Annotated in this window: 21 protein-coding genes, 1 other RNA gene and 1 pseudogene; 21 read left to right on the forward strand and 2 right to left on the reverse strand. The window is 37.2% G+C overall.

Going from position 1 to position 20,820, the window contains the following annotated elements:
* Positions 1–37: 37 nt before the first annotated feature.
* Positions 38–1,513 carry a glycoside hydrolase family 1 protein gene (locus tag FC57_RS07065; RefSeq protein WP_007125285.1) on the forward strand — a complete coding sequence of 492 codons (1,476 nt, stop codon included), beginning with the start codon at positions 38–40 and terminating at the stop codon, positions 1,511–1,513.
* 184 nt (positions 1,514–1,697) lie between these two features.
* Positions 1,698–2,654, forward strand: coding sequence for an alpha/beta hydrolase (locus FC57_RS07070; protein WP_007125286.1), 957 nt, complete (start codon positions 1,698–1,700; stop codon positions 2,652–2,654).
* Between the two features lie 51 nt (positions 2,655–2,705).
* Here the strand turns inward: FC57_RS07070 and FC57_RS07075 are convergent, their stop codons facing one another.
* Complete coding sequence (locus FC57_RS07075; protein WP_056990018.1) at positions 2,706–4,331, reverse strand: APC family permease; 1,626 nt, start codon at positions 4,329–4,331, stop codon at positions 2,706–2,708.
* Between the two features lie 348 nt (positions 4,332–4,679).
* On the opposite strand from FC57_RS07075, the gene FC57_RS07080 reads away from it, so the two are divergent.
* From FC57_RS07080 to ssrA, 13 genes and pseudogenes are all read left to right on the forward strand, one after another.
* On the forward strand, positions 4,680–4,865 hold the full coding sequence (locus FC57_RS07080; protein WP_007125289.1) for a type Z 30S ribosomal protein S14: 186 nt from the start codon (positions 4,680–4,682) through the stop codon (positions 4,863–4,865).
* A 121-nt stretch (positions 4,866–4,986) separates the two neighbouring features.
* Entirely contained in the window at positions 4,987–5,502 is a 516-nt protein-coding gene (locus FC57_RS07085) for a VanZ family protein (RefSeq protein ID WP_007125290.1), read from the forward strand.
* Between the two features lie 90 nt (positions 5,503–5,592).
* Positions 5,593–6,321: a YebC/PmpR family DNA-binding transcriptional regulator gene (locus FC57_RS07090; RefSeq protein ID WP_007125291.1), complete on the forward strand. Its 729-nt coding sequence runs from the start codon at positions 5,593–5,595 to the stop codon at positions 6,319–6,321.
* A 182-nt stretch (positions 6,322–6,503) separates the two neighbouring features.
* Positions 6,504–7,681, forward strand: a pseudogene (locus FC57_RS07095) (RNA-guided endonuclease TnpB family protein).
* Positions 7,682–7,923: 242 nt separating this feature from the next.
* Positions 7,924–8,898, forward strand: coding sequence for a competence type IV pilus ATPase ComGA (comGA, locus tag FC57_RS07100; RefSeq protein WP_007125294.1), 975 nt, complete (start codon positions 7,924–7,926; stop codon positions 8,896–8,898).
* Positions 8,867–9,868, forward strand: a complete 1,002-nt coding sequence (locus tag FC57_RS07105; protein WP_007125295.1) for a type II secretion system F family protein — start codon at positions 8,867–8,869, stop codon at positions 9,866–9,868. The genes comGA and FC57_RS07105 overlap by 32 nt, the downstream gene beginning before the upstream one ends.
* 9 nt (positions 9,869–9,877) lie before the next feature.
* Positions 9,878–10,225 (forward strand): competence type IV pilus major pilin ComGC, encoded by a 348-nt coding sequence (gene comGC / locus FC57_RS07110; protein ID WP_007125296.1) that lies wholly within the window; start codon positions 9,878–9,880, stop codon positions 10,223–10,225.
* Positions 10,200–10,628 (forward strand): hypothetical protein, encoded by a 429-nt coding sequence (locus tag FC57_RS07115; RefSeq protein WP_007125297.1) that lies wholly within the window; start codon positions 10,200–10,202, stop codon positions 10,626–10,628. The genes comGC and FC57_RS07115 overlap by 26 nt, the downstream gene beginning before the upstream one ends.
* Before the next feature lie 17 nt (positions 10,629–10,645).
* On the forward strand, positions 10,646–10,891 hold the full coding sequence (locus FC57_RS07120) for a hypothetical protein (RefSeq protein ID WP_040529357.1): 246 nt from the start codon (positions 10,646–10,648) through the stop codon (positions 10,889–10,891).
* On the forward strand, positions 10,845–11,399 hold the full coding sequence (locus tag FC57_RS07125) for a competence type IV pilus minor pilin ComGF (RefSeq protein ID WP_392391152.1): 555 nt from the start codon (positions 10,845–10,847) through the stop codon (positions 11,397–11,399). Before FC57_RS07120 ends, FC57_RS07125 begins: the two co-directional genes overlap by 47 nt.
* A gap of 171 nt (positions 11,400–11,570) precedes the next feature.
* The gene (locus tag FC57_RS07130; protein WP_040529358.1) at positions 11,571–12,572 is read left to right on the forward strand and encodes a class I SAM-dependent methyltransferase; all 1,002 of its coding nucleotides are present in this window, start codon (positions 11,571–11,573) and stop codon (positions 12,570–12,572) included.
* 46 nt (positions 12,573–12,618) lie between these two features.
* Positions 12,619–13,803 (forward strand): acetate/propionate family kinase, encoded by a 1,185-nt coding sequence (locus tag FC57_RS07135; protein WP_040529359.1) that lies wholly within the window; start codon positions 12,619–12,621, stop codon positions 13,801–13,803.
* A 52-nt stretch (positions 13,804–13,855) separates the two neighbouring features.
* Positions 13,856–14,222, forward strand: a transfer-messenger RNA (tmRNA) gene (gene ssrA, locus FC57_RS10695).
* A 275-nt stretch (positions 14,223–14,497) separates the two neighbouring features.
* Here the strand turns inward: ssrA and FC57_RS07140 are convergent.
* A complete protein-coding gene (locus FC57_RS07140; RefSeq protein ID WP_007125302.1) occupies positions 14,498–14,749 on the reverse strand; it encodes a hypothetical protein in 252 nt (83 codons plus the stop codon).
* Between the two features lie 197 nt (positions 14,750–14,946).
* Here FC57_RS07140 and FC57_RS07145 point away from each other — a divergent pair, with 197 nt between their 5' ends.
* From FC57_RS07145 to FC57_RS07170, 6 genes are all read left to right on the forward strand, one after another.
* The gene (locus FC57_RS07145; RefSeq protein WP_007125303.1) at positions 14,947–15,837 is read left to right on the forward strand and encodes a DUF3737 family protein; all 891 of its coding nucleotides are present in this window, start codon (positions 14,947–14,949) and stop codon (positions 15,835–15,837) included.
* Positions 15,838–15,844: 7 nt separating this feature from the next.
* Positions 15,845–17,008, forward strand: a complete 1,164-nt coding sequence (locus tag FC57_RS07150) for a MalY/PatB family protein (RefSeq protein ID WP_007125304.1) — start codon at positions 15,845–15,847, stop codon at positions 17,006–17,008.
* 93 nt (positions 17,009–17,101) lie between these two features.
* Entirely contained in the window at positions 17,102–18,067 is a 966-nt protein-coding gene (gene manA / locus FC57_RS07155; protein ID WP_007125305.1) for a mannose-6-phosphate isomerase, class I, read from the forward strand.
* A 34-nt stretch (positions 18,068–18,101) separates the two neighbouring features.
* Positions 18,102–18,494, forward strand: a complete 393-nt coding sequence (locus tag FC57_RS07160; RefSeq protein WP_040529360.1) for an SdpI family protein — start codon at positions 18,102–18,104, stop codon at positions 18,492–18,494.
* Positions 18,494–19,216, forward strand: coding sequence for a response regulator transcription factor (locus FC57_RS07165; RefSeq protein ID WP_007125307.1), 723 nt, complete (start codon positions 18,494–18,496; stop codon positions 19,214–19,216). The genes FC57_RS07160 and FC57_RS07165 overlap by 1 nt, the downstream gene beginning before the upstream one ends.
* Positions 19,216–20,673, forward strand: coding sequence for a sensor histidine kinase (locus tag FC57_RS07170; protein WP_007125308.1), 1,458 nt, complete (start codon positions 19,216–19,218; stop codon positions 20,671–20,673). The genes FC57_RS07165 and FC57_RS07170 overlap by 1 nt, the downstream gene beginning before the upstream one ends.
* The last annotated feature ends 147 nt before the right edge of the window (positions 20,674–20,820 follow it).

Here is a 20,820-nt window from a genome sequence, read left to right on the forward strand (position 1 = left end):
GATTTAACTAGCACCACGCGTATAAGGAGAATAAAATATGTCATTTCCAAAGAACTTTTTATGGGGCGGTGCCACCGCTGCTAATCAAATTGAAGGTGCCTATGATGTAGATGGTAAGGGCCTTTCAGTAACAGATATTACTACTGCAGGTAGTTTGGACCATCCAAGATATTTAACTTACAAGTTAAATGGCAAATTAGAAAAAACTCCAGGCATGCCAGGTGCAGGTATTCCCGCAGGTGCTGTTGGTGCAATTGATCCTAACGAATATTATCCTAACCATGTAGCGATTGACTTCTATCACCACTACAAGGAAGACATCAAGATGTTTGCAGACATGGGCTTTAAAACTTTCCGTCTTTCGATTGCTTGGACTAGGATCTTCCCTAAGGGCGATGAAGAAAAGCCTAATCAAGCTGGTCTTGACTTCTACCGTCATGTCTTTGAGGAATGCAAGAAGTACAATATTGAACCACTTGTTACTATTTCTCACTATGAAGATCCGCTTTACTTAAGTGAAAAATACCATGATTGGCAAGATCGTAAGATGATTGATATGTATGTTAAGTACGCTAAAACTTTGTTTGAAGAATACAAAGGGTTAGTCAAATATTGGTTGACTTTCAATGAAATCAATTCAGCTTTGTTGATGCTGAGTTCATTTGGTGAAAAGGTATCTGATGATGCCGCATATCAACATGCTTACCAAAAACTTCACTATCAATTTGTGGCTAGTGCACGTGCAGTTAAGTTAGCTCACGAAATTGATCCTAACTATGTTGTCGGCAACATGATCTGTGGTATTGTTGATTATCCATTGACTCCAGATCCAAAGGATATTTTATTGAACCGTCATATGTGGGAAGAAAGTATCTTCTATTGTGGGGATGCACAATGCAAAGGTAAATACCCAACATTTGCTAAGCGTCTTTGGAAAGAACACAACGTTCATTTGGATATTACTGAACAAGACAAGAAAGATATGCTCGAAGGCAAAGTTGACATGTACACCTTCTCTTACTACATGTCTAACGTGGTAACTACCCATGAAGTTAAGGACAAGGTTGGCGGCAACTTCGCAGCTGGTGCCAAGAATCCATACCTTAAGTATTCTGAATGGGGCTGGGCAACTGATCCAGATGGTTTGCAATACTACCTTGAAGTAATGTACGACCGTTATGAATTGCCATTAATGGTAGTTGAAAATGGTCTTGGTGCTAAGGATAAGATCGATGCTGATGGCAAGATTCATGACCAATACAGAATTGACTACCTTAGAATGCATATTGAAGCAATGAATCGTGCTATTGAAAACGGTGTTGATGTTCGTGCCTACACCACTTGGGGCTGCATCGATGAAGTTTCTGCTGGTACTGGTCAAATGAGTAAGCGTTACGGCTTCATTTATGTTGATCGAGACGATAAAGGCAACGGTACTTTAAAGAGAATGCCAAAGGATTCTTTCTATTGGTACAAGAAAGTTATTGCTTCAAATGGTGAAGATTTAGCTTAAAAATAAGAAAAACTATATGGTAAAAGAGAGTAATGATAGCAAGTATTTCGTTACTCTCTTTTTGTTGTTCACTTGATATTGGTATGTGCAGCCCAAGTAATCCTTTTCTGAAAATGTCAATATACCATATGAAATTAAAAAGCGTATAATTAATTTAACTATTTATTATATAGGAGTTGGCATTTTGAATAGGAATAAAAGAAAACATAACAAATTCAAAATCATCTTTGGAATTATAGTAGCAATTTTATTGCTAGTAATTGGAGCAGGTGAGGCATATTTCTTTCACGTTGCTTTTGTCCCAGGCAAAAAGAGCGTGTTAAATAAATATTCTCATTATGTCAAAAAAGATCCCTTAGCAAGTAAAAAGAAATGGTATGCTCAGGCGAAGAAGCAACGCTGGTACTTAAAATCAGCAACTTGTGACTATCGCTTGGACGCAAACTACATTCCAGCTAAAAAATCGAAGAAGACGGTAATAGTGCTTCATGGTTTTGGTAATAATAAAAATACGATGGGATCGTACGCTGCAATGTTTCATGAGTTGGGTTACAATGTCTTGCTCCCTGATGCACGTGCTCATGGTCAAAGTCAAGGAAAGTACATTGGCTATGGTTGGCCAGAAAAGTACGATGTACGTAAATGGGTAAGAGAAGATCTACGTAAAGAAGGTAAGAATCAAAAAATTGTAATTTTTGGTGTAAGTATGGGTGGTGCCACTACTATGATGGTAAGTGGCATGAAAATGCCTCATCAGGTTAAAGCTTACATTGAAGATTGTGGCTATACTGATGTTAAATCTGAATTCTTGCATGAAGCTCAAGATTTGTATCATTTACCAGGGCCAATAGCTACCGGGGCTGTTGATTTATTAAGTGGCATTAGTAAAGCTAACTTAGGATTTTATTTAAAAGATGCCTCTGCGGTAAATCAATTGAAGAAGAATAAAAAGCCAATGTTGTTTATTCATGGTGGTAATGATCCATTTGTGCCAACGAAAATGGTATATGCAAACTATCGAGCAGATAATGGAACTAAAGAATTATGGGTTGCTAAAAAGGCAACACATGCTAGATCTTTTGAAACTTATCCTCATGAATATGAAGAACATATAGCTAACTTTTTGAAAAAATACGCGTAAAAAAATGCTAGATCAAATTTGATCTAGCACTTTTTATATTTAATTTTGTTTCTACTTAGTAGCATCTTTTGGCTTTCTGCGACCCACTAACCAAGTAAGAAGTAATGCAATAATTGCTTCAATAATGATCAAAGCGATTCGCATTGAAATCTTAGTGCTGCCGAGCCAAACATCTAGGATGATTGAACCGATAATCAGAATACCCATCCAAATCCATTGTTGTTTGTCAAAGGCAGTGCCGTATTCTTCTTCACGTCGTCTAATACCTGGTAAGATTGCGCCTAAACCAATTAAAACGATTACGGCAACAATATTAATGACTAATTCGTACCACCATAAACCACTGCCTTGTTTAACATCTTGTGGAGCAAAGCCTAGGATCGTTGCTACAGCAGTAACAATTAAGAGGGCTAACCCAACTAGCCAAGCAAGCTTATCATTCTTAATGTAAGTGTATTTTGATGGGTATTTAGCGGAATTCTTTCTAACTCGCATGAATGAGTAGAAGATCCAGCAAGTTACACCTGGCGAAACAATTGAATTTAAGTTAAGCAACCAGTTGAAAATGTCGTTCATGTCAGGTAAGAAGATACCCAAAATCATAATGAATGATGAAAGAGCGACAGTTAGGATATAACCATTAATTGGCAAACCATTTTTATCTTTTTTGCGTAAAAACTTAGGCATGTACTTGTCGCCAGTATCAGAAATTAGCATTCTAGTCATGGCATCAAGCAAAACAGCAACTAAAGCACAGTTAAAGAGCAATGAAGTCCAAGCCCAAACATAAAGTAAAAGCTTGCCCATGCCGAATTGGTGACCAACCATGTCGAATACATAGTATGCACCGTTCATCTTTAAGTCGTTTGGAATGTGATATGCATTGAAATAGATTCCTAATGCAAATGAACCTAAGATGGTCAAGAAAGCGGTCATAATAGCCAAAGCAATCATTGCCTTAGGGAAGTCTGATTTAGGTTTCTTCATCTTAGTGACGTATGGGGCAACCAGTTCACAACCATTCATGGCATAGATCAGCATCCCCACCGTTGACCAATAATGCAAATTAAAGTTTGGAATAATCGTGTGCCAAGTAAATGGTTGAGTTGCCATATGACCGCCTGATTTTGCTAAGCCTACAAAGGCTAAGAAGACAAACAGCACAGTCATGATCACCATTAATCCCCCACCGATACTGGAAAGAAATTCCATTGAATTTGCAAAGTGGTGTTCTACAATGATGAAAACGATGAAGACTACGAAGGTAAGAGCCGCAAACATAGTAGTTGGAATCTTATCTTGGAAGTCCTTTGAACCGGTTAAAGCCCAGCCGAGGTCGACAATGATTTCATTAGCTGAGTCAACAGCATAAGGAATTGAAGCAGCCCAGTAAGTCCAAGCAGTAAAGTAACCTAAGAATTCACCATCTGTACCGCGAACCCATGATGAAAGTCCACCGCCTTCACTACTAAAGGTTGAACCAAGCTGTCCCACCATTAAAGAATAAGGTGTTACGTAAAGTAAGCACATAATAATCCAAGAGGTGATAACAGGCATCCCTTGGTTTTGAAAGTTGTACATGATATCGTCCAAGCCGATAACAGTACAGAGGGCCATCAAGGTCAAAACTGGCCAAGTGATGGCTTTCATTTTCTTTGTTGAAGTTAAATCGTCCAAGTAATTCTCATCCTTCTCTAGTAATTAAATTTTCTTTTCTCCCACTGATGAGAATACTGGCGATTTATTTTTGCATTTTTCGCGCATTCTTTCCCCCTCGTATTAATACCATTATTGATTTTACCTGTTGAATTGTATTGTGACTAGGGGAAATATACTTTTAAATGTTTAGCTTATTTACTTATTTAATGTAAGTTGATACAATATAACTAACGAAAAGTAAGGAGAGCGAGGAGTGAAAATGAATACACAAATTATTGCAATTGGAATAATTATTTTAGGATTATTAGGCTTAACCAAGGAAAGAAAGCCAGAAGTTGAAAGAATTAAGAGGCATAGATAAAAATTATGGCAAAAACATCACAAATTATTCGTAACAAAAAGATAGCTAAATTTTCAACTAGAGAATATACTCGCTGTGAGCGTTGTGGTCGACCACATTCGGTTTATCGTAAATTTGGTTTGTGTAGGGAATGCATGCGAGAGTTAGCACACAAGGGTCAGCTTCCAGGCGTTAAAAAAGCTAGCTGGTAAAAGTGCGTCCGAGTTTTCTCGGGCTTTTTTTAATAGAATTTTTGTAAATTCTTATCAACTAACAGCAATTTTTTTGTTAAAGTAGGAAAAAGAATGATGGATTAGATAAGGAAAATTGTTAATGAATAAATTTCACTTCACTAAACGAGAAAAAATCTTTTTGCTGTTAGCTTTATTTGTATTGCTGATGTTATTTGTTTCAAGTTCTATGACATATCAGCAACAAGAATTACATAATAATTTTATGGATAGACGCTTCGGCTGGCTTGAAAATATGGTTGCAGGTTGGAACTTTAGTTATGGTGGTCGAATTCATAATGTTCAAATTGATGGCCGTGCTGGTTTAGCACAATTTGTTTTACGTAAGATGGCTCATTTTGGATCATACTTTTTATTAGGTGCGTTTGGTTATCTAGGGTTGCGTCGCATCTTTAAAATTAAATGGGTAGCACCTGTTGTAACTTGGTTTATTGCAATTGCCTTTGCTGCTTTTGATGAATATCATCAATATTTGACTGGTGATCGAACCCCAAGCGTACATGATGTCATGCTAGATGGATCAGGAGCTTTAACAGCTATTATTTTAATCATGATAGTTTTATTTATCAGGAAAAGATATTTTGTCAAGAAAAAGTAGGTTTAACTACTAGCTACCATTGAATTTTGAAGTAGCGTGAGTTAAGATAATAACGTTAAATATTATTAGAGAATAGAAAGAAGGATCCTTATGTCAGGACATTCAAAATGGCACAATATTCAAGGCCGCAAGAATGCGCAAGACGCAAAGAGAGGTAAAATTTTCCAAAAGTTATCTCGTGAAATTTATATGGCTGCAAAGAGTGGTGGTCCTGATCCTGATGGGAATCCTACATTACGTATGGTAATTGATAAGGCACGTTCAAACAACATGCCTAAGGACAACATCAAGCGTGCCATCAAGAAAGCCGAAGGTGGCTCAGAAGAACACTACGACGAAATCACTTATGAAGGTTACGCTCCAGGTGGTGTTGCTATTTTCGTAGAAGCTTTGACTGATAACAAGAACCGTACTGCTTCTGACGTTCGTGTTGCATTCACTCGTAACGGTGGTTCACTTGGTGCTACTGGTTCAGTTGCATACATGTTTGATCGTAAAGGCTACATTGTAATCGATCGTTCAACTACTGATGCTGATGAAGATCAAGTTTTGCTTGATGTAATGAACGCTGGTGGTGACGATCTTCAAACTAGCGATGATGCATATGAAATCTACACTGATCCTAAGCAATTCGCAGAAGTTCGTGACGCTCTTATTAAGGATGGTTACAAGCTTGCTGATGCTGAATTAACTATGATTCCACAAAACACCACTCCAGTTCCAGCAGACAAGAAGGAACAATTTGAACACTTAGTTGACGCTTTGGAAGACAACGATGATGTTCAAAATGTTTACACTGCAGCAGCTGACGAAGATTAATTGAAATGAAAACAACTTAGTCAAACGGCTAAGTTGTTTTTTTATTGAAATTTTGCCGGAGAAAACATGGGATTTTAATCCCGTGATGAATCCGGCTCTTTTTTCTAATATTTTTTGCTTGTTCCCCTTCCTTTCTTGAACAGTTGTTTGATATAATTTTTGGAAGAAAGGAGGGAACAAATGTGCTTAAAGGCATCAAGCTTAGATTATATCCTAATCAAACTCAACAAGGCCAGCTCTGGCAAATGTTTGGCAACGACCGTTTTGTCTGGAATCAAATGCTGGCGATGATGAATGAGCGCTATAAAAACAATCAAGATTTGCCTTTCTTGTCTAAATTCAAGCTAAACTATTTGCTTAAGCCCTTGAAGAGAGAATATCCATTTTTGAAAAACAGCGACTCTTCCAGCTTGCAGGTAGTCAATGAATTCTTAGTTCAGTCATGGAAGAACTTCTTTAAAGACAAAACGGGACAAGTCAGCAAGCCACGCTTTCATTCGCGCAAGTATCTGAGACTATCTTATACTGGAAAATCCATCATTAAGATAGCCGGCAAAAGATACCTGTACTTGCCTAAGCTAGACTACATTAAAACCAGCAAGACAGGCGCTTTAAAGGATGTCAGAATCAAACGCTACACTGTCATGCTAGAACCAACCGGTAAGTATTATCTGTCTTTGCAAGTTGAAACAGCTGTACAAATTAAGCTTAAGAAAGCTGGCAAACAGGTCGTCATTGATGTGGGCGTTTCTGACTTAGCTATCTTGTCCAATGGACTGAAATATCCCGCTTTTGATGCTTCTTATTTTGAAAAGCAAGCTAAAAGCTGGCAAAGCAAATATTCTCGTCGAAGACATCAGGCCTATGTCCTTTGCCAACAAGACAAGCAGCGAAAAGTGCTGATGACTCCGCGAAGCTTGGAAAGCTTCTCCAACTGGCAAAGAGCCAGAAAGCTAAAAGCAAGATATCAGTCTAAAATTGCCAATAAGCGCAGGAACTATCTCCATCAGCTGACAACGCATTTGGTCAGGCAATATGATGTGATTGCCATTGAAGATTTGAGAGTCAAGAACCTTCAAAAGAATCACTGCTTGGCTAAAAGCATTGCCAATGCCTCTTGGAGCATGTTCAAACAGATGCTGGAATACAAGTGTGAATGGTACGGCAAGCAATTAATCATTGTCGATCCTAGAAACACTTCCAGAATCTGTTCTCATTGCGGTCATCTAAGCCATTGAACATTCGTGAGTGGACCTGTCAGAAATGTCAGGCTCATCACGATCGGGATATTAATGCGGCAGTTAATATCTTGAAAAAAGCAAAGCCAGCTGGTCAGGAACTGGCCGTGGTAAATAGCTGAGTTCCGTGAGTTGGGTATAAGGATAGCGATATTCTTTGTAAGATCCCACAAACACTACTCAGTGTTCCCAGAAGCCCGGCACTTTAGTGCCGGTGTAGTTCACGCTTAATTTTAATAAAAAATCAATTTACAGGTGACTGAAAGATTTATTTTCTGGTCATTTGTAAATTTTTTTATTTTCTCAGAAAAAAATTGCCTTTTTTTGCGTAATAAATAATGTGGGGCAAAAAAGGAGGTATTTTATGAAAGTCAAAGAGGTTATCAATCGTATGCTCGTTTCGGCAATTTCGAACAAAGTCAGCGATATTTTCTTTTTTCCGAAAAGAAATGAGATTGTAGTGGAATTCAGAACGAGGCATGGCGTGGAGAGACAAGTAGCTTTTTCAATGAATGAAGGTCAAGAAATCATTAATTTCTTTAAATATAGTGCTCAGATGGATATTGCGGAACACCGTCGTCCGCAGGTCGGTGCGATGATGTATGACTCTGAAGGAACAGAGTATTACTTAAGATTATCTAGCTTAGGCGATTTTTCTGATCAAGAGTCGTTGGTGATCAGAATCATTTATGGAATTGAACACAGTCGCTATTTTATACCTGAGCAATTGGAAAAGTTACAGGAATTAGCCATGCTTAGAGGATTGATCGTAACTAGTGGTCCAACCGGATCAGGGAAGACCACTACAATGTATGAGATTGCTAAGAAAATGAGTAAGGGCAAGGTTGTGATGACGATTGAGGATCCAGTCGAGGTTCATGAAACTTCTTTTTTGCAAGCACAGGTCAACAATGAAGCTGGGATTGATTATCAAAGTTTGTTAAAAGCAGCACTGCGACATCGTCCAGATATTTTGATCATTGGGGAAATTCGGGATGCAGGGACAGCGCGGCTGGCAATTGATGCAGCTTTAAGTGGGCACTTGGTATTTGCAACGGTCCATGCCAAAAGTACTCTGCAAACAATTTCACGATTAGAAGGGTTAGGTATTCGTCGAGATGAATTAGCTAACTGTTTGACTGCCGTGTCATATCAGCGATTAATGGTTAGTCATGACGAGGTTAAATGTCTAATGGATATTGCGAGTGGAACGCTTTTAAAAGAAAAAATGAAACGAGAAATTCGTGGTGAATTTGTTGACTGGCAAAATAATATGCAACTTTTATTGAAGGGAGGAGAAATTAGTGATGAAGTATATCAGCAATTCCAACAAGGATAGGTTGAATAGCGAAGAGCAATTGGCTTTTTTAGATTATTTAAAGCACAGCTTAGATAATGGTTTTTCATTGATTAATTCAATTGAATTGATGCCAGCTTTGTGGCCGAAGCGTGAAGAGTTGATGCAAAAGTTAGCCGATCAGATGAAAGAGGGAGCGAGTTTTAGTACTGAGTTGGTTAAACTAGTTTTTTCAAAAACAACAGTAACTCAGGTGAATCTTGCTTTGCAACAAGGGAATCTAACGGAGTGCTTGAATCAATTAGCAACCTTGAACAGATTAAAGCAGGAGCAGGTTAAGAAATTACGATCCGAATTGTCATACCCATTGGTTTTGGCAATTATGATGGTCATCTTGCTTGTTTTTATGCAGTCATTTGTTTCAACCCAATTTAGTAGCACCAGTGAGCATTCAGGTGACATTGTGATGTTAGGATTAATTGTTTTAGTTATGACAGGGATTTATTTCTTTGTACGAATTGTCAATTTGCTAAACAAGCAGGATTATGAATCGATGAAAAAACTGGTGAAGTATCCCATTATTGGCCCAGTAATTGCACTGTATGTTAATTATTTGTTGGTCTACGATATTGGGATGCTATTGGCAAGTGGCTTTTCATTGCAGAGAATGTGTGAATATGCTTCAGAACAAGAACGAGGATCGTTGCAACAGGCTTTAGGACAGAAGATTGGGCATCAATTGGCTGAAGGTAGAAGTCTAGAGGAGATTGTTGAACAGGAAGAATTTTTACCTAATAGTCTGTTGATTTTGTTGCAAACAGGATCAGAAAGAAAAAGTCTTAGCCAGAGATGTTTGATTCTAGGACGGAGTCTTTTTCTAGATTTGACGGAGAAAATTGAAAAATTAGTAGTAAATGTACAACCAGTCTGTTTTATTTTGATTGGTTTGTGCATTATTGGTATGTATTTGAAATTGTTATTGCCTATGTATTCAATGATGCAAGGCATTTAGGAGTAAAAAATGAATAAGAAGATGAAACGGTATTTACTAAATATTTTGGCAAAGAGTCGTCGCCAAGAGGGCTTCACTTTGATTGAAATGGTAGTCGTGATTGCGATTATTGTAATTTTGATTTTGTTAATTGTACCCAATCTGATTGATCAGAAAAAGAAGGCAGACGATAAAACGAGTGATGCATTCAGAACCACGATTCAGACACAGGTTGAGCTCTACAAAGATGATAAAGGCAAAAAGCCTACTACTTTAATGGATTTGGAAAAAGAGGGTTATTTAACCTTAGATCAAATAACTAGAGCTAAAGAAAAGAAGATCACTATTGAAAATGGCGAAGTTACTAAACCGAAATAGCATTCTAGCTTTTACACTCATTGAAACGCTTATCACTTTAAGTATTTGTTGTGGTATTTTGCTGATTGGTAGTTTTCAGCTTCGAAGGTATCAACAACGAATGATCTTTGATAGCACGGTAAAAGAAGTAAGCACCACAATAGAACAAGCATCACGTTTTAGCGTTATTACTGGTGAAAGTATTTTAGTTATATTTTCACCACAAGAACATTATTTAAAAATATTAGGTGGTCATTGTGACAAATTAGTAAAAATAGACAAGGGCATTCATATTAGTAATTTGGATAAATTCACTTTTTGTAATAATGGATCATCTAGACCTAGAACTATTGAAATTACTGGCTTTGGATTTACAAAAAAGATGAAATATCAGATGCAATGGGGACGAGTGACTGAACAATGAGGATAAAAGGATTTTTAATGATGGAAAGCTTTATGGCAATTATGATTGCCACCATTGCAGTAAGCTGCCTTTATTTAACCGTTGCAGAAAATCAAAAGAATGGACGAGAAATTGAATTAAAAACTGATCGTGCATATGCTTATCATGTTTTGACCGAGAGCAATTTGGATCAGGTAATGGTTCATGATCGAATCTATGAGAAGGCGGGGCACAACTATGTTTATGACAGGGATGCTAAGCAGAAATTTGCAGTTGCGGGCTAAGGGATTTATGTTGGCAGAAGCACTATTTTCTTTATTTGTGACAATTTTAGTTTTGTTTATTTTGCAGAATTTATTAATGAGTATTAAAAGAGCGAACCTAGATCAGAATCATCACGTGAATGAAGTTGCTTATGCCTATGTGCAGTTAAATCGTTTTATGCGAGATAAGGATACTAAGTTGGTTTATCCTGTTCGAGATGATGCTAATTCGTCTTTTACGGCTTTTACTAAAGTAGATAAAAATAAGAAAGAAAAGATCTATCGTATAACGCATTATGCGAAAAAACATGTATTAAAGGTGTCTAATTCTGAAACAGGTGGTTACATGCCACTAATTTTCAATATTCAAAAAGCAGAATTTAAAACTACAAAAGATCAGATTATTATCCGTGTAACTGAGTACGATAAAGGCAAGTCAGATCTTATCTTTCAACTGGATGAAAAACCTGAGGAAAGGGATGCAGATGAAAAGGAGAAAAAACAAAATAAAAGGAAGCGCGCTCTTTAGTAGCGTACTTGTCTTGTTAACCGCTTTATTGTTTATCAAAATGTACCAAGACATTTATCGTGCCAGTATGGAAAATAATATTATGATCATGAAGTATCTTACGAGTGAATAACTTTTCTTGCACCACCATCGACCTTTCTTTAAAATAGTTTAGGTATGGAGGGCGACTCAATGGAAAATTTTGAAAAACTTTTTAATCAATTCTTGGACTGTGTCCAAACTTTGCAAACGGCTTTGAATGTTTCATTTACTGAAGCTTTAGTAGAAACATTTGATAACTTGGAACAAGGTAAGATTAAAGTTGAAAATGGTGCGCCAGATCACGCAACTGTTGAAAAATTAAGCAAGAAATATCAGGCACTTAATTACGATCAAATTAGTCAAAAAGACAAGGCACAAGTTTTCACTTTCCTAACTTTGAAAGCTGTTAACGATGATGGTTTGAATGCCAATCAAATGCCAACTCCACCTGCAATTTCTACTGTGATAGCAATGCTCATGCACAAATTGCTTAAGGATGAAAAGATGGAAGTTGTTGATCCAACAGTGGGTACAGGCAACTTGCTTTTTTCAATTGTGGCACAATTAAAGGCGCTTAATCATTCTAAAGATAATTATCAATTGGTTGGTATCGACAATGATGAAGAGATGCTTAATTTAGCTGATGTCGCTGCTCATTTGAATGATATTGACATTGAACTTTACTGCCAAGATGCTTTGATGCCATGGATGTGTCCTAATGCGGATGCCATCGTTAGTGATTTACCAATCGGTTATTATCCTATTGATAATAATGCTAAGAATTTTGAAAATAGAGCTAAGAAAGGTCATTCTTTGGCCCACTTATTATTAATTGAACAAATTATTAAAAACTTGAAGCCAAATGGCTATGCCTTTTTAGTGGTTCCTAAATCTATTTTGTCTGGCAAGATTGGCGCGGACTTTATGCCTTGGTTGACTAAAAAAGTATACTTAAAGGCAATCGTAGAATTACCCGATGACATGTTTAGAAATAAATTCAATCAAAAGTCAATTTTAGTCTTCCAGAATCATGGTGATCAAGCCAAAGCTAGTGAGGTATTGCTATCCAAGCTTGATTCTTTGAAGAAAGAAGAATCTTTGATTCGTTTTAATGTGAAATTGAACGAGTGGTATAATAAAATTCTTCATTAGTCCGTGAAGCACTTAACTTTAATTGAAAGAAGAGGAAAATATTTTTATGAAAAAAGTTTTGGCAATTAACTCTGGTAGTTCATCATTCAAGTACAAGTTATTCTCTTTGCCAGATGAAAAGGTAATTGCAAAAGGTATGGCTGATCGTGTTGGCTTAGACGATGCTTCTTTTGAAATTAAATTAGCTGATGGCACTGGTCATGTTGAAAAAACCGAGATTCCTGATCAAGAAGCTGCAGTAAACTTATTGATTAAGTTTTTAAAGCAATTCCACGTAGTTGAAGATTTAAGTGAAATTGTAGGTGTGGGTCACCGAGTTGTTAATGGTGGCGAATACTTTAAAGATTCAACTATTATTACTAAAGAAAATCTTCACCAAATCTATGAATTGGAAGATTATGCTCCACTTCATAACCCAGCAGAGGGTCGTGGTATTGAAGCATTCATGAATGTATTGCCAAATGTTCCTCAAGTTGCCGTTTTTGATACTACTTATCATCGTAACCTTGATCCAGTTCATTATTTATACTCATTGCCATATGAATATTATGAAAAATATGGCGTACGTAAATACGGTGCTCACGGTACCTCAATTCGCTACACTGCACCACGTGCTGCAGAATTAATGGGCAAGGATTTGAAAGATTTAAAATTAGTCATTTGTCACTTAGGTTCAGGTGCTTCAATTACTGCTGTTAAGGATGCTAAGTCATTTGATACTTCAATGGGATTCAGTCCAGTTGCCGGAATTACAATGGCTACTCGCACGGGTGATATTGACCCTTCACTTATTCAACACTTGATGCACGTTGAACATAAGACAATGGATGAAATGATCTACATTTTAAACCATAAATCAGGTTTGCTTGGTTTATCAGGTATTTCTCCAGACATGCGTGATGTCAGAGAAAGCGATAGTGATCGCGCAAAGCTTGCAAGAAAAATCTTTATTAATCGTATTGTTCGCTACGTTGGAGCATATATTGCCGAAATGGGTGGTGTAGATGCAATTATCTTCACTGCCGGTATTGGTGAACACGATGTTGGTGTTCGTAAGTCTGTAATGGATGCATTTAAGTACATGGGTGTTGAGCCTGATTACGAAGCTAACGAAAAGAATGAAGAAGGATTTATTTCCAAACCTGATTCCAAAGTTAAGGCAATGGTAATTCCAACTAACGAAGAATTAATCATTGAACGTGATGTAGTTCGTTTAACTCACATTAATTAAGCATATTAGTCGCGTATTATGCAGGTCTATGCTACAATAGATATCGTCTCAAGGGGATGTTTTGGGATTCGACAGGCGTAGACCCGCATTGACTGCGATTCGTAGGTTACGTCTACGTAAAAACGTTACAGTTAAATATAACTGCAAATAACAAAAATTCTTACGCATTAGCTGCTTAATTTAGCGCATGCGTTGCTCTTTGCCGGCTTACTCGTGACCAGCACTGAGTATCAACTTAGCGAGTTACGTTTAACTACCTCACCTGAATAGTTGAAAAGAGTCTTAACAGGTTAGCTAGCTCATCCTAGCCCTGTTATATGGCGTTTTGAGCTAGTGAAGTTCAAGTAATATAACTATGATCGTAGAGGTCAGTGACGAGATGCGTTTGGACAGGGGTTCAATTCCCCTCATCTCCATTTGTAAAAAAGTGCTTTAATGTTGACGGCTTGAAAACGTTGATATTAAAGCATTTTTGTTTTCTCAATTTTTCTGAAATTAAATAAAAATGCAAAAATAGACTTCATATTTTTACTAAAGCGTAAACGAGTTAATTAAAAGTTTTTAATTGGAATACAAGATATAATCAATACATATTCTAATAAATTAGTGAAGCGGACTATCAAACAAGATAGTCCGCCTTTTTTAATTATCAAAAAAGCATCTTATAGCAAGATGTCTTGTACTATAAAGATGCTTATTTAGTAACTAAATTTGAAATTATCGTAGTAATTACAGAAATAGCAATACCACCTACGACTGTGTATAGCAACCAGTTTATTTTTTCTTTGTTACTAATAGCCGTATTTTTAATATCATGTAGTTCAATCTCATTTTTATTGAACTCGGTTTTTAAATTATCGTTCAATTCAGCAAACTGATTATCCATTCTATGAAGAATCTTTTCAGTATTTGCTTCTAATTCTTGATAAGTTACATATTTGTCCATGGGTGGTTCACCTCCGTTACCACCATTATCTCTTACTATTGAAGAGAAATCTATATACTTTCATAAATCTCTATCCATACCCATAAGTTATAGTATTACCTTAAAAATAAGTATTAAACATTATTACTACTGACTCATATAATATAAGCAGAGCAACTTACTAAAAATAACCATGTTAATAGTGAGAAGGAAAAATAATGACACAAATTAAAAATAGATATTTTGAGGGCGAAAGAATACTTTATGGTTTAGAAAATGCAGATCTAGATGGCATTACTTTTGGTAAAGGAGAGTCACCTTTAAAGGAAGCCAAAAACATTAATCTAAAGAATTCAATTTTTCAATGGAAATATCCACTCTGGTACGATGAAAATGTCAAAGTGGAAAATACTACATTTGAAACGATGTCACGTAGCGGGATCTGGTATACCAAAAATATCACTATCAAAAATAGTGCGTTGCAAGCACCAAAATTATTCAGAAGAGCTAGTTACATTGACTTAGATAATGTCCACTTTGCGGATGCTCAAGAAACAATGTGGACTTGCGATCATATTAAGATTACTAATTCGCAAATCAATGGTGATTATTTTGGTAAAGATAGCAAGAATATCTACCTTGATCATGTTAGCGTTGTTGGTAACTATGTCTTTGATGGTGCAGAAAACATTGAAGTTCACAATTCAACCTTCGTATCTAAAGATGCTTTCTGGAATTGCAAAAACGTCACGATCTATGATTCAACCATTGATGGTGAATATCTAGCCTGGAATACGGACAATATTAAGTTCATTAATTGTAAAATTGAAAGTGATCAAGGTTTGAACTATATTGATCAGCTTGAAATCAAGAATAGTGCACTCATTCATACAGACTTAGCTTTCGAAAAAGTTTCTAACATGGATGTGGAACTGACTAGCAAGATCGATAGCGTGAAGAATCCAATCTCTGGCAAGCTTAGAACTCCTGAGATCGGTACGTTGATTATAGATCTGAATAAGATTGATCCTACTAAAACAACTATTGATTGTCCTAAGATTGATAAAAAAGTTGATCAATCAGATATGAATCAAGAACCAAAGGATTAGTGATAATATGCAATATGATTTTGTTAATGCGCCAGATAGAACACATGCTGATTCAGTGAAGTGGAATGTAAAGCCAGGCGAGCTTCCTATGTGGATTGCGGATATGGACTTCAAGACTACACCTGAGATTATTGAAGCAATGAAGAAAAAGGTGGCCCTCGGAGCTTTCGGCTACGAATTCCCTAAGGACGATTATTTTAATGCGGTTGCTGATTGGTATGAAACTGAACACAATCATCGTCCTTATAAAAGTTGGATGATTTTTACCACTGGGGTTGTACCTGCAATTTCATCTATCGTACGTCGTATTTCACCTATTGGCGACAATGTTTTAGTACAAGAGCCGGTCTACAATATTTTTTACAATTCGATCTTGAATAATGGCCGTCACGTTTTATCCAGTGATCTGCAATTTGATGGGCAAGAGTATACCGTTGACTGGCAGGATTTGGAAGAAAAATTAGCCGAACCGCTGACTACTTTAATGATCTTCTGCAATCCGCACAATCCAATTGGTAAGGTGTGGACAGCTGAAGAAGTGCAAAAATTAGCTGATCTTTGTCACCAACATCATGTCACGTTACTATCTGATGAAATCCACGGAGATTTAGTCAGAAAGGGAAAGGACTATACGCCTGCATTTTCGATAACCGGAGAGGCTCAGCCCAATGTAATTTCATTGGTTTCACCAAGCAAAACCTTCAATGTTGCTGCTTTGCATGCTGCTACTGCAATTGTACCTGATGAAAATTTGCGTGAGATGGTTAGTCGTGGTTTGAACAGTGACGAAGTAGCTGAACCAAATTTGCTAGCAATTCCGGCAACTATCGCAGCCTATGAACATGGTCACGACTGGCTGCATGCACTGAAGAAGCAGCTTAATGAAAACTTTGATTACGCTGCCGATTTTATCCAGCAAAATATTCCAGAAGTCAGAGTCATTCCAGGTACGGCTACTTATTTGATGTGGATCGATGTGCAAAAAGTTACTGATGATTCACAAACTTTAGCCGACTTTCTTAGAAAGAAAACTGGCTTAATCGTCTCCGCAGGTAGTGTTTATCGTGGCAATGGTCATGACTTCATTCGGATGAATTTAGCTTGTCCACTAGCAATGGTGAAAGACGGGATGCATCGGTTAGCAAGTGGAATTAGTAAGTATAGCAAATAGCTTTACATGTAAAGAAAAAAGTTAATATATAACAAAGAAAGGGGTTCCATTTTTATTGCCTTAAAGTATATACTTTAGATGAGGTGATTTTAAATGGAACCATTATTTTTGACCCCGTATTTTAGACCTAAGATTTGGGGCGGACGTAAATTAAAAGATATTTTCAATTATGATATTCCAGATGGAAAAGTCGGTGAAGCTTGGATCATTTCTGGCTACAAGGACGATGCTTCTACTGTAACAGAGGGTCCACTCAAGGGGATGTCACTGAGAGATGTTTACTTGAAACATCCTGAACTTTTCGGCAATCCTAAGGCTAAGGAATTTCCACTTTTGGTAAAATTCTTGGATGCTAACGACAACCTTTCAGTTCAAGTTCACCCAGATGACGATTATGCCCGCAAGGTGGAAAACGACTCAGGTAAAACTGAAAGTTGGTACGTCATGCAAGCTGATCCAGGTGCCTACATTATTTATGGTCACCATGCTAAGACTCGTGAAGAATTGGCTGACATGATTCATAAGGGCGAATGGAACAAGCTGCTCAGAAAAGTTCCAGTTAAGGCTGGCGATTTCTTCTACGTACCAGCAGGTACTATTCATGCTTTGACTAAGGGATGCCTGGTTATCGAAACTCAACAATCAAGTGATGTTACTTACCGTTTGTACGATTACGATCGTGTTGACAAGAAGACTGGCAAGAAACGTGAACTTCACACCCAAAAGTCAATCGATGTAACTACGGTACCACACGTTGATCCTAAGCTTGATGTTAAGACTAACAAGGATCAAGATGCAGAAATCAAGACTTTGGTAAAACCACCAATTTCACCACACTTCTACTTATGGCAAATTGATCTTGATGGTACTTGGAAGACTAGTTTAAAGAATCATCCATATCTTTTGGTTTCAGTCATCAAAGGCGAAGGCAAACTTGAAGCCGATGGCCAATCATATGATTTGAAGATGGGAACCAATTTAATTATTCCAAATGAGATGAAGAATTTCACATTCACTGGTAAAATGAGAATAGTTATGTCTGCACCGGGTGAAGAATAACCGTTTAATTTATCAGAATTAGGAGTGAGAAATTGTGATCTATGTCGCTTGTGGCTCAATTATGGCAGTGATTGGGATACTTTGGCTAATTTCCCCAGCTAAAAAGCCTAATCGAATTTATGGCTATTTATCTTATCTGGCGCAAGTTAACAAGGAGAGTTTTAAATTTGCTCAAAAAAGAGCGAGTTGGTATTTGATTCTCTTTGGTTTGATTCAAGTTGTGATAGGTTTGATCATTCACTTTTTGAATTGGGATCGCTATTTTCTCATTTGGCTATTAACTTTTTATTTATTTATCTTATTGCCAATTATTTTTACTGAGAAAAGTTTGAAAGCTTTTTTAATTAAGCGGCATGAATTGCCATATGATTATGTCGATCCCGATCAAGTGAAACGTCAGAGAACAAAAGGATTTAGGGATCGATAATGAGCTTAAGAATTTTAATGGTAGAAGATGACACTTCCGTCGCTGAGATGATGGGAATGTTTTTCAAAAAAGAAGGTTGGGAACAAGATATTGCTGTCGACGGTGTCGAAGCCGTCGATATGTTTAAGAAAAATGCAGATAAATATGATTTGATTACGCTAGACTTGAATTTGCCTAAGAAAGATGGCATTCAAGTGGCTAAGGAAGTGCGAGCAATCTCACCGACTGTGCCAATCATCATGCTTACTGCAAGGGGCAGTGAATCAGACCAAGTGTTGGGATTAGGCATTGGTGCTGATGAATATGTCACGAAGCCCTTTAGTCCACTGGCATTAATTGCTAGGATCAAGGCTCTTCATCGTCGAATTATGATGAAAGAAGAGATAGCTCCTAAAACGGAAGCTAAGCAGGACTACGATATTGAAACTAATCATTTGAAGATCTCTAAGAACAGACGTGAGGTTATGTTCGATGATCAGCCTGTGACTGATTTAACGCCGAAAGAATTTGACTTGCTTTATACAATGGCTCAGAAGCCGAAGCAAGTCTTTTCGCGTGATCAGCTTTTGGAATTAGTTTGGGGCTATGAATACTATGGTGAAGAGAGAACTGTAGATGCCCATATCAAGAAGCTGCGTCAAAAATTAGAAAAAGTTGGTGCTCAAGTGATCCAGACTGTTTGGGGCGTAGGCTATAAGTTTGATGATTCGCAGGTTAAATAATGAAGTTAATTTACCAGAACATGTTGGGATTTTTGTTGATAATCGTAACTACGATTTCGATTATTGGCTATTCTGAGATTGGCTATGCTCGTAATCAGGCGTATACACAGAACTATCAGCGAATGGAAGGCTACGCGAATTCGTTAGGTGACTTAGCAGAAGCTGATGGCAAAAATGGTACGGCTTTGCTCAACAATAACTTTTTGAATCAGCTGCAGTTCGTTCTTCATGGTGACGATGTCCATTTACGAATTTTCAATGATAAAAATCAACAGATTTATCCGAAAACGGATTCAGATATTCAATTGTCTAAGACGGTTTTCAATACGTTGCAGAACGGACAGGAAATTCGCATTCAAAATAATCATGATGAGAATTCGCCAATTCGTTCAACCAAGGATGCCTATACTGGGGTGCTAGTACCATGGATGAATGGTAGAAATCTTGTAGGAATTGCCTGGATCAGTTCACGAGTTAAACATGTAGAAAGACCGATTTATACGGCTAAGCGCAATTTATTGCGGGCGTTGCTGATAACGGTAGCTGTTGGGTTGCTCATGAGTTTCATCATCTCCTATTATTCAACCAAGAGAATTAAGAAATTGTCGCGTGCTACTCAAAAAGTTGCAGCTGGTGATTTTGATGTGCATATTCCGCATAAGGATAGTGATGAGATTGACCAGCTAGCTGAGAACTTCAATAAGATGGTCAAGGCGCTGAAGCAGTCTAATGAAGAAGTTAAGGCGCAGGAGAAGCGACGCGATCAATTTATGGCAGATGCGGCGCATGAGATGCGCACGCCGCTGACAACGATTAATGGTATTTTGGAAGGGTTGCAGTACGATGCGATTCCGGAAGAATCCAAGCCGAAGTCAATTGCTCTGATGCAACATGAAACTAAGCGTCTAATTCGATTGGTCAATGAAAATCTAGATTATGAGAAGATTCGTAATAATCAGATTATGTTATATAAAGTTAACTTCAATGCTGTACCGGTCTTACATGATTTGCGGTCACAGCTAATGCAAAATGCTAAGAAAGCTAATGATCAATTGCAAGTTGTTGCACCTGATGAGGTTGAGGTTTATGCAGACCGTGATCGTTTTACTCAGATTATGGTGAACTTGATTCAGAATGCGATTCAGTTTACTCATGATGGCAAAATTAAGATTATTAGTCAGCGATTAGAACATGGTGCCCAGTTTAGCGTGCAAGATAATGGAATCGGAATGGATGAGAAACAGATGAAATTTATTTTCGAGCGTTTTTTCAAAGCTGATCCCTCAAGAGCGCGCTTAGGTACAGGTGAATCAGGGTTAGGTTTATCGATTGTGTCATCTTTAGTAAAACAACATGGTGGCAAGATTGAAGTTAAATCAGAGCCTGAAAAGGGTTCAATCTTTATTGTTACTTTGTACGATAAAGGGTATGAACAATTTGTTAAAAAGAAAAAATGATAAAAGAGTGTCATACTTTCATTTTAGAAGGTATCACTCTTTTTACTTTTACGTTATAATACTTTTTATTAATAAAAAAACATAATTATATTGTGCTAAATATTAATAACAGTATATTAAAAAGTGTTAAAATTACATTGTCAGGAT

Source organism: Lactobacillus ultunensis DSM 16047, assembly GCF_001436305.1.
GTDB lineage: Bacteria > Bacillota > Bacilli > Lactobacillales > Lactobacillaceae > Lactobacillus > Lactobacillus ultunensis.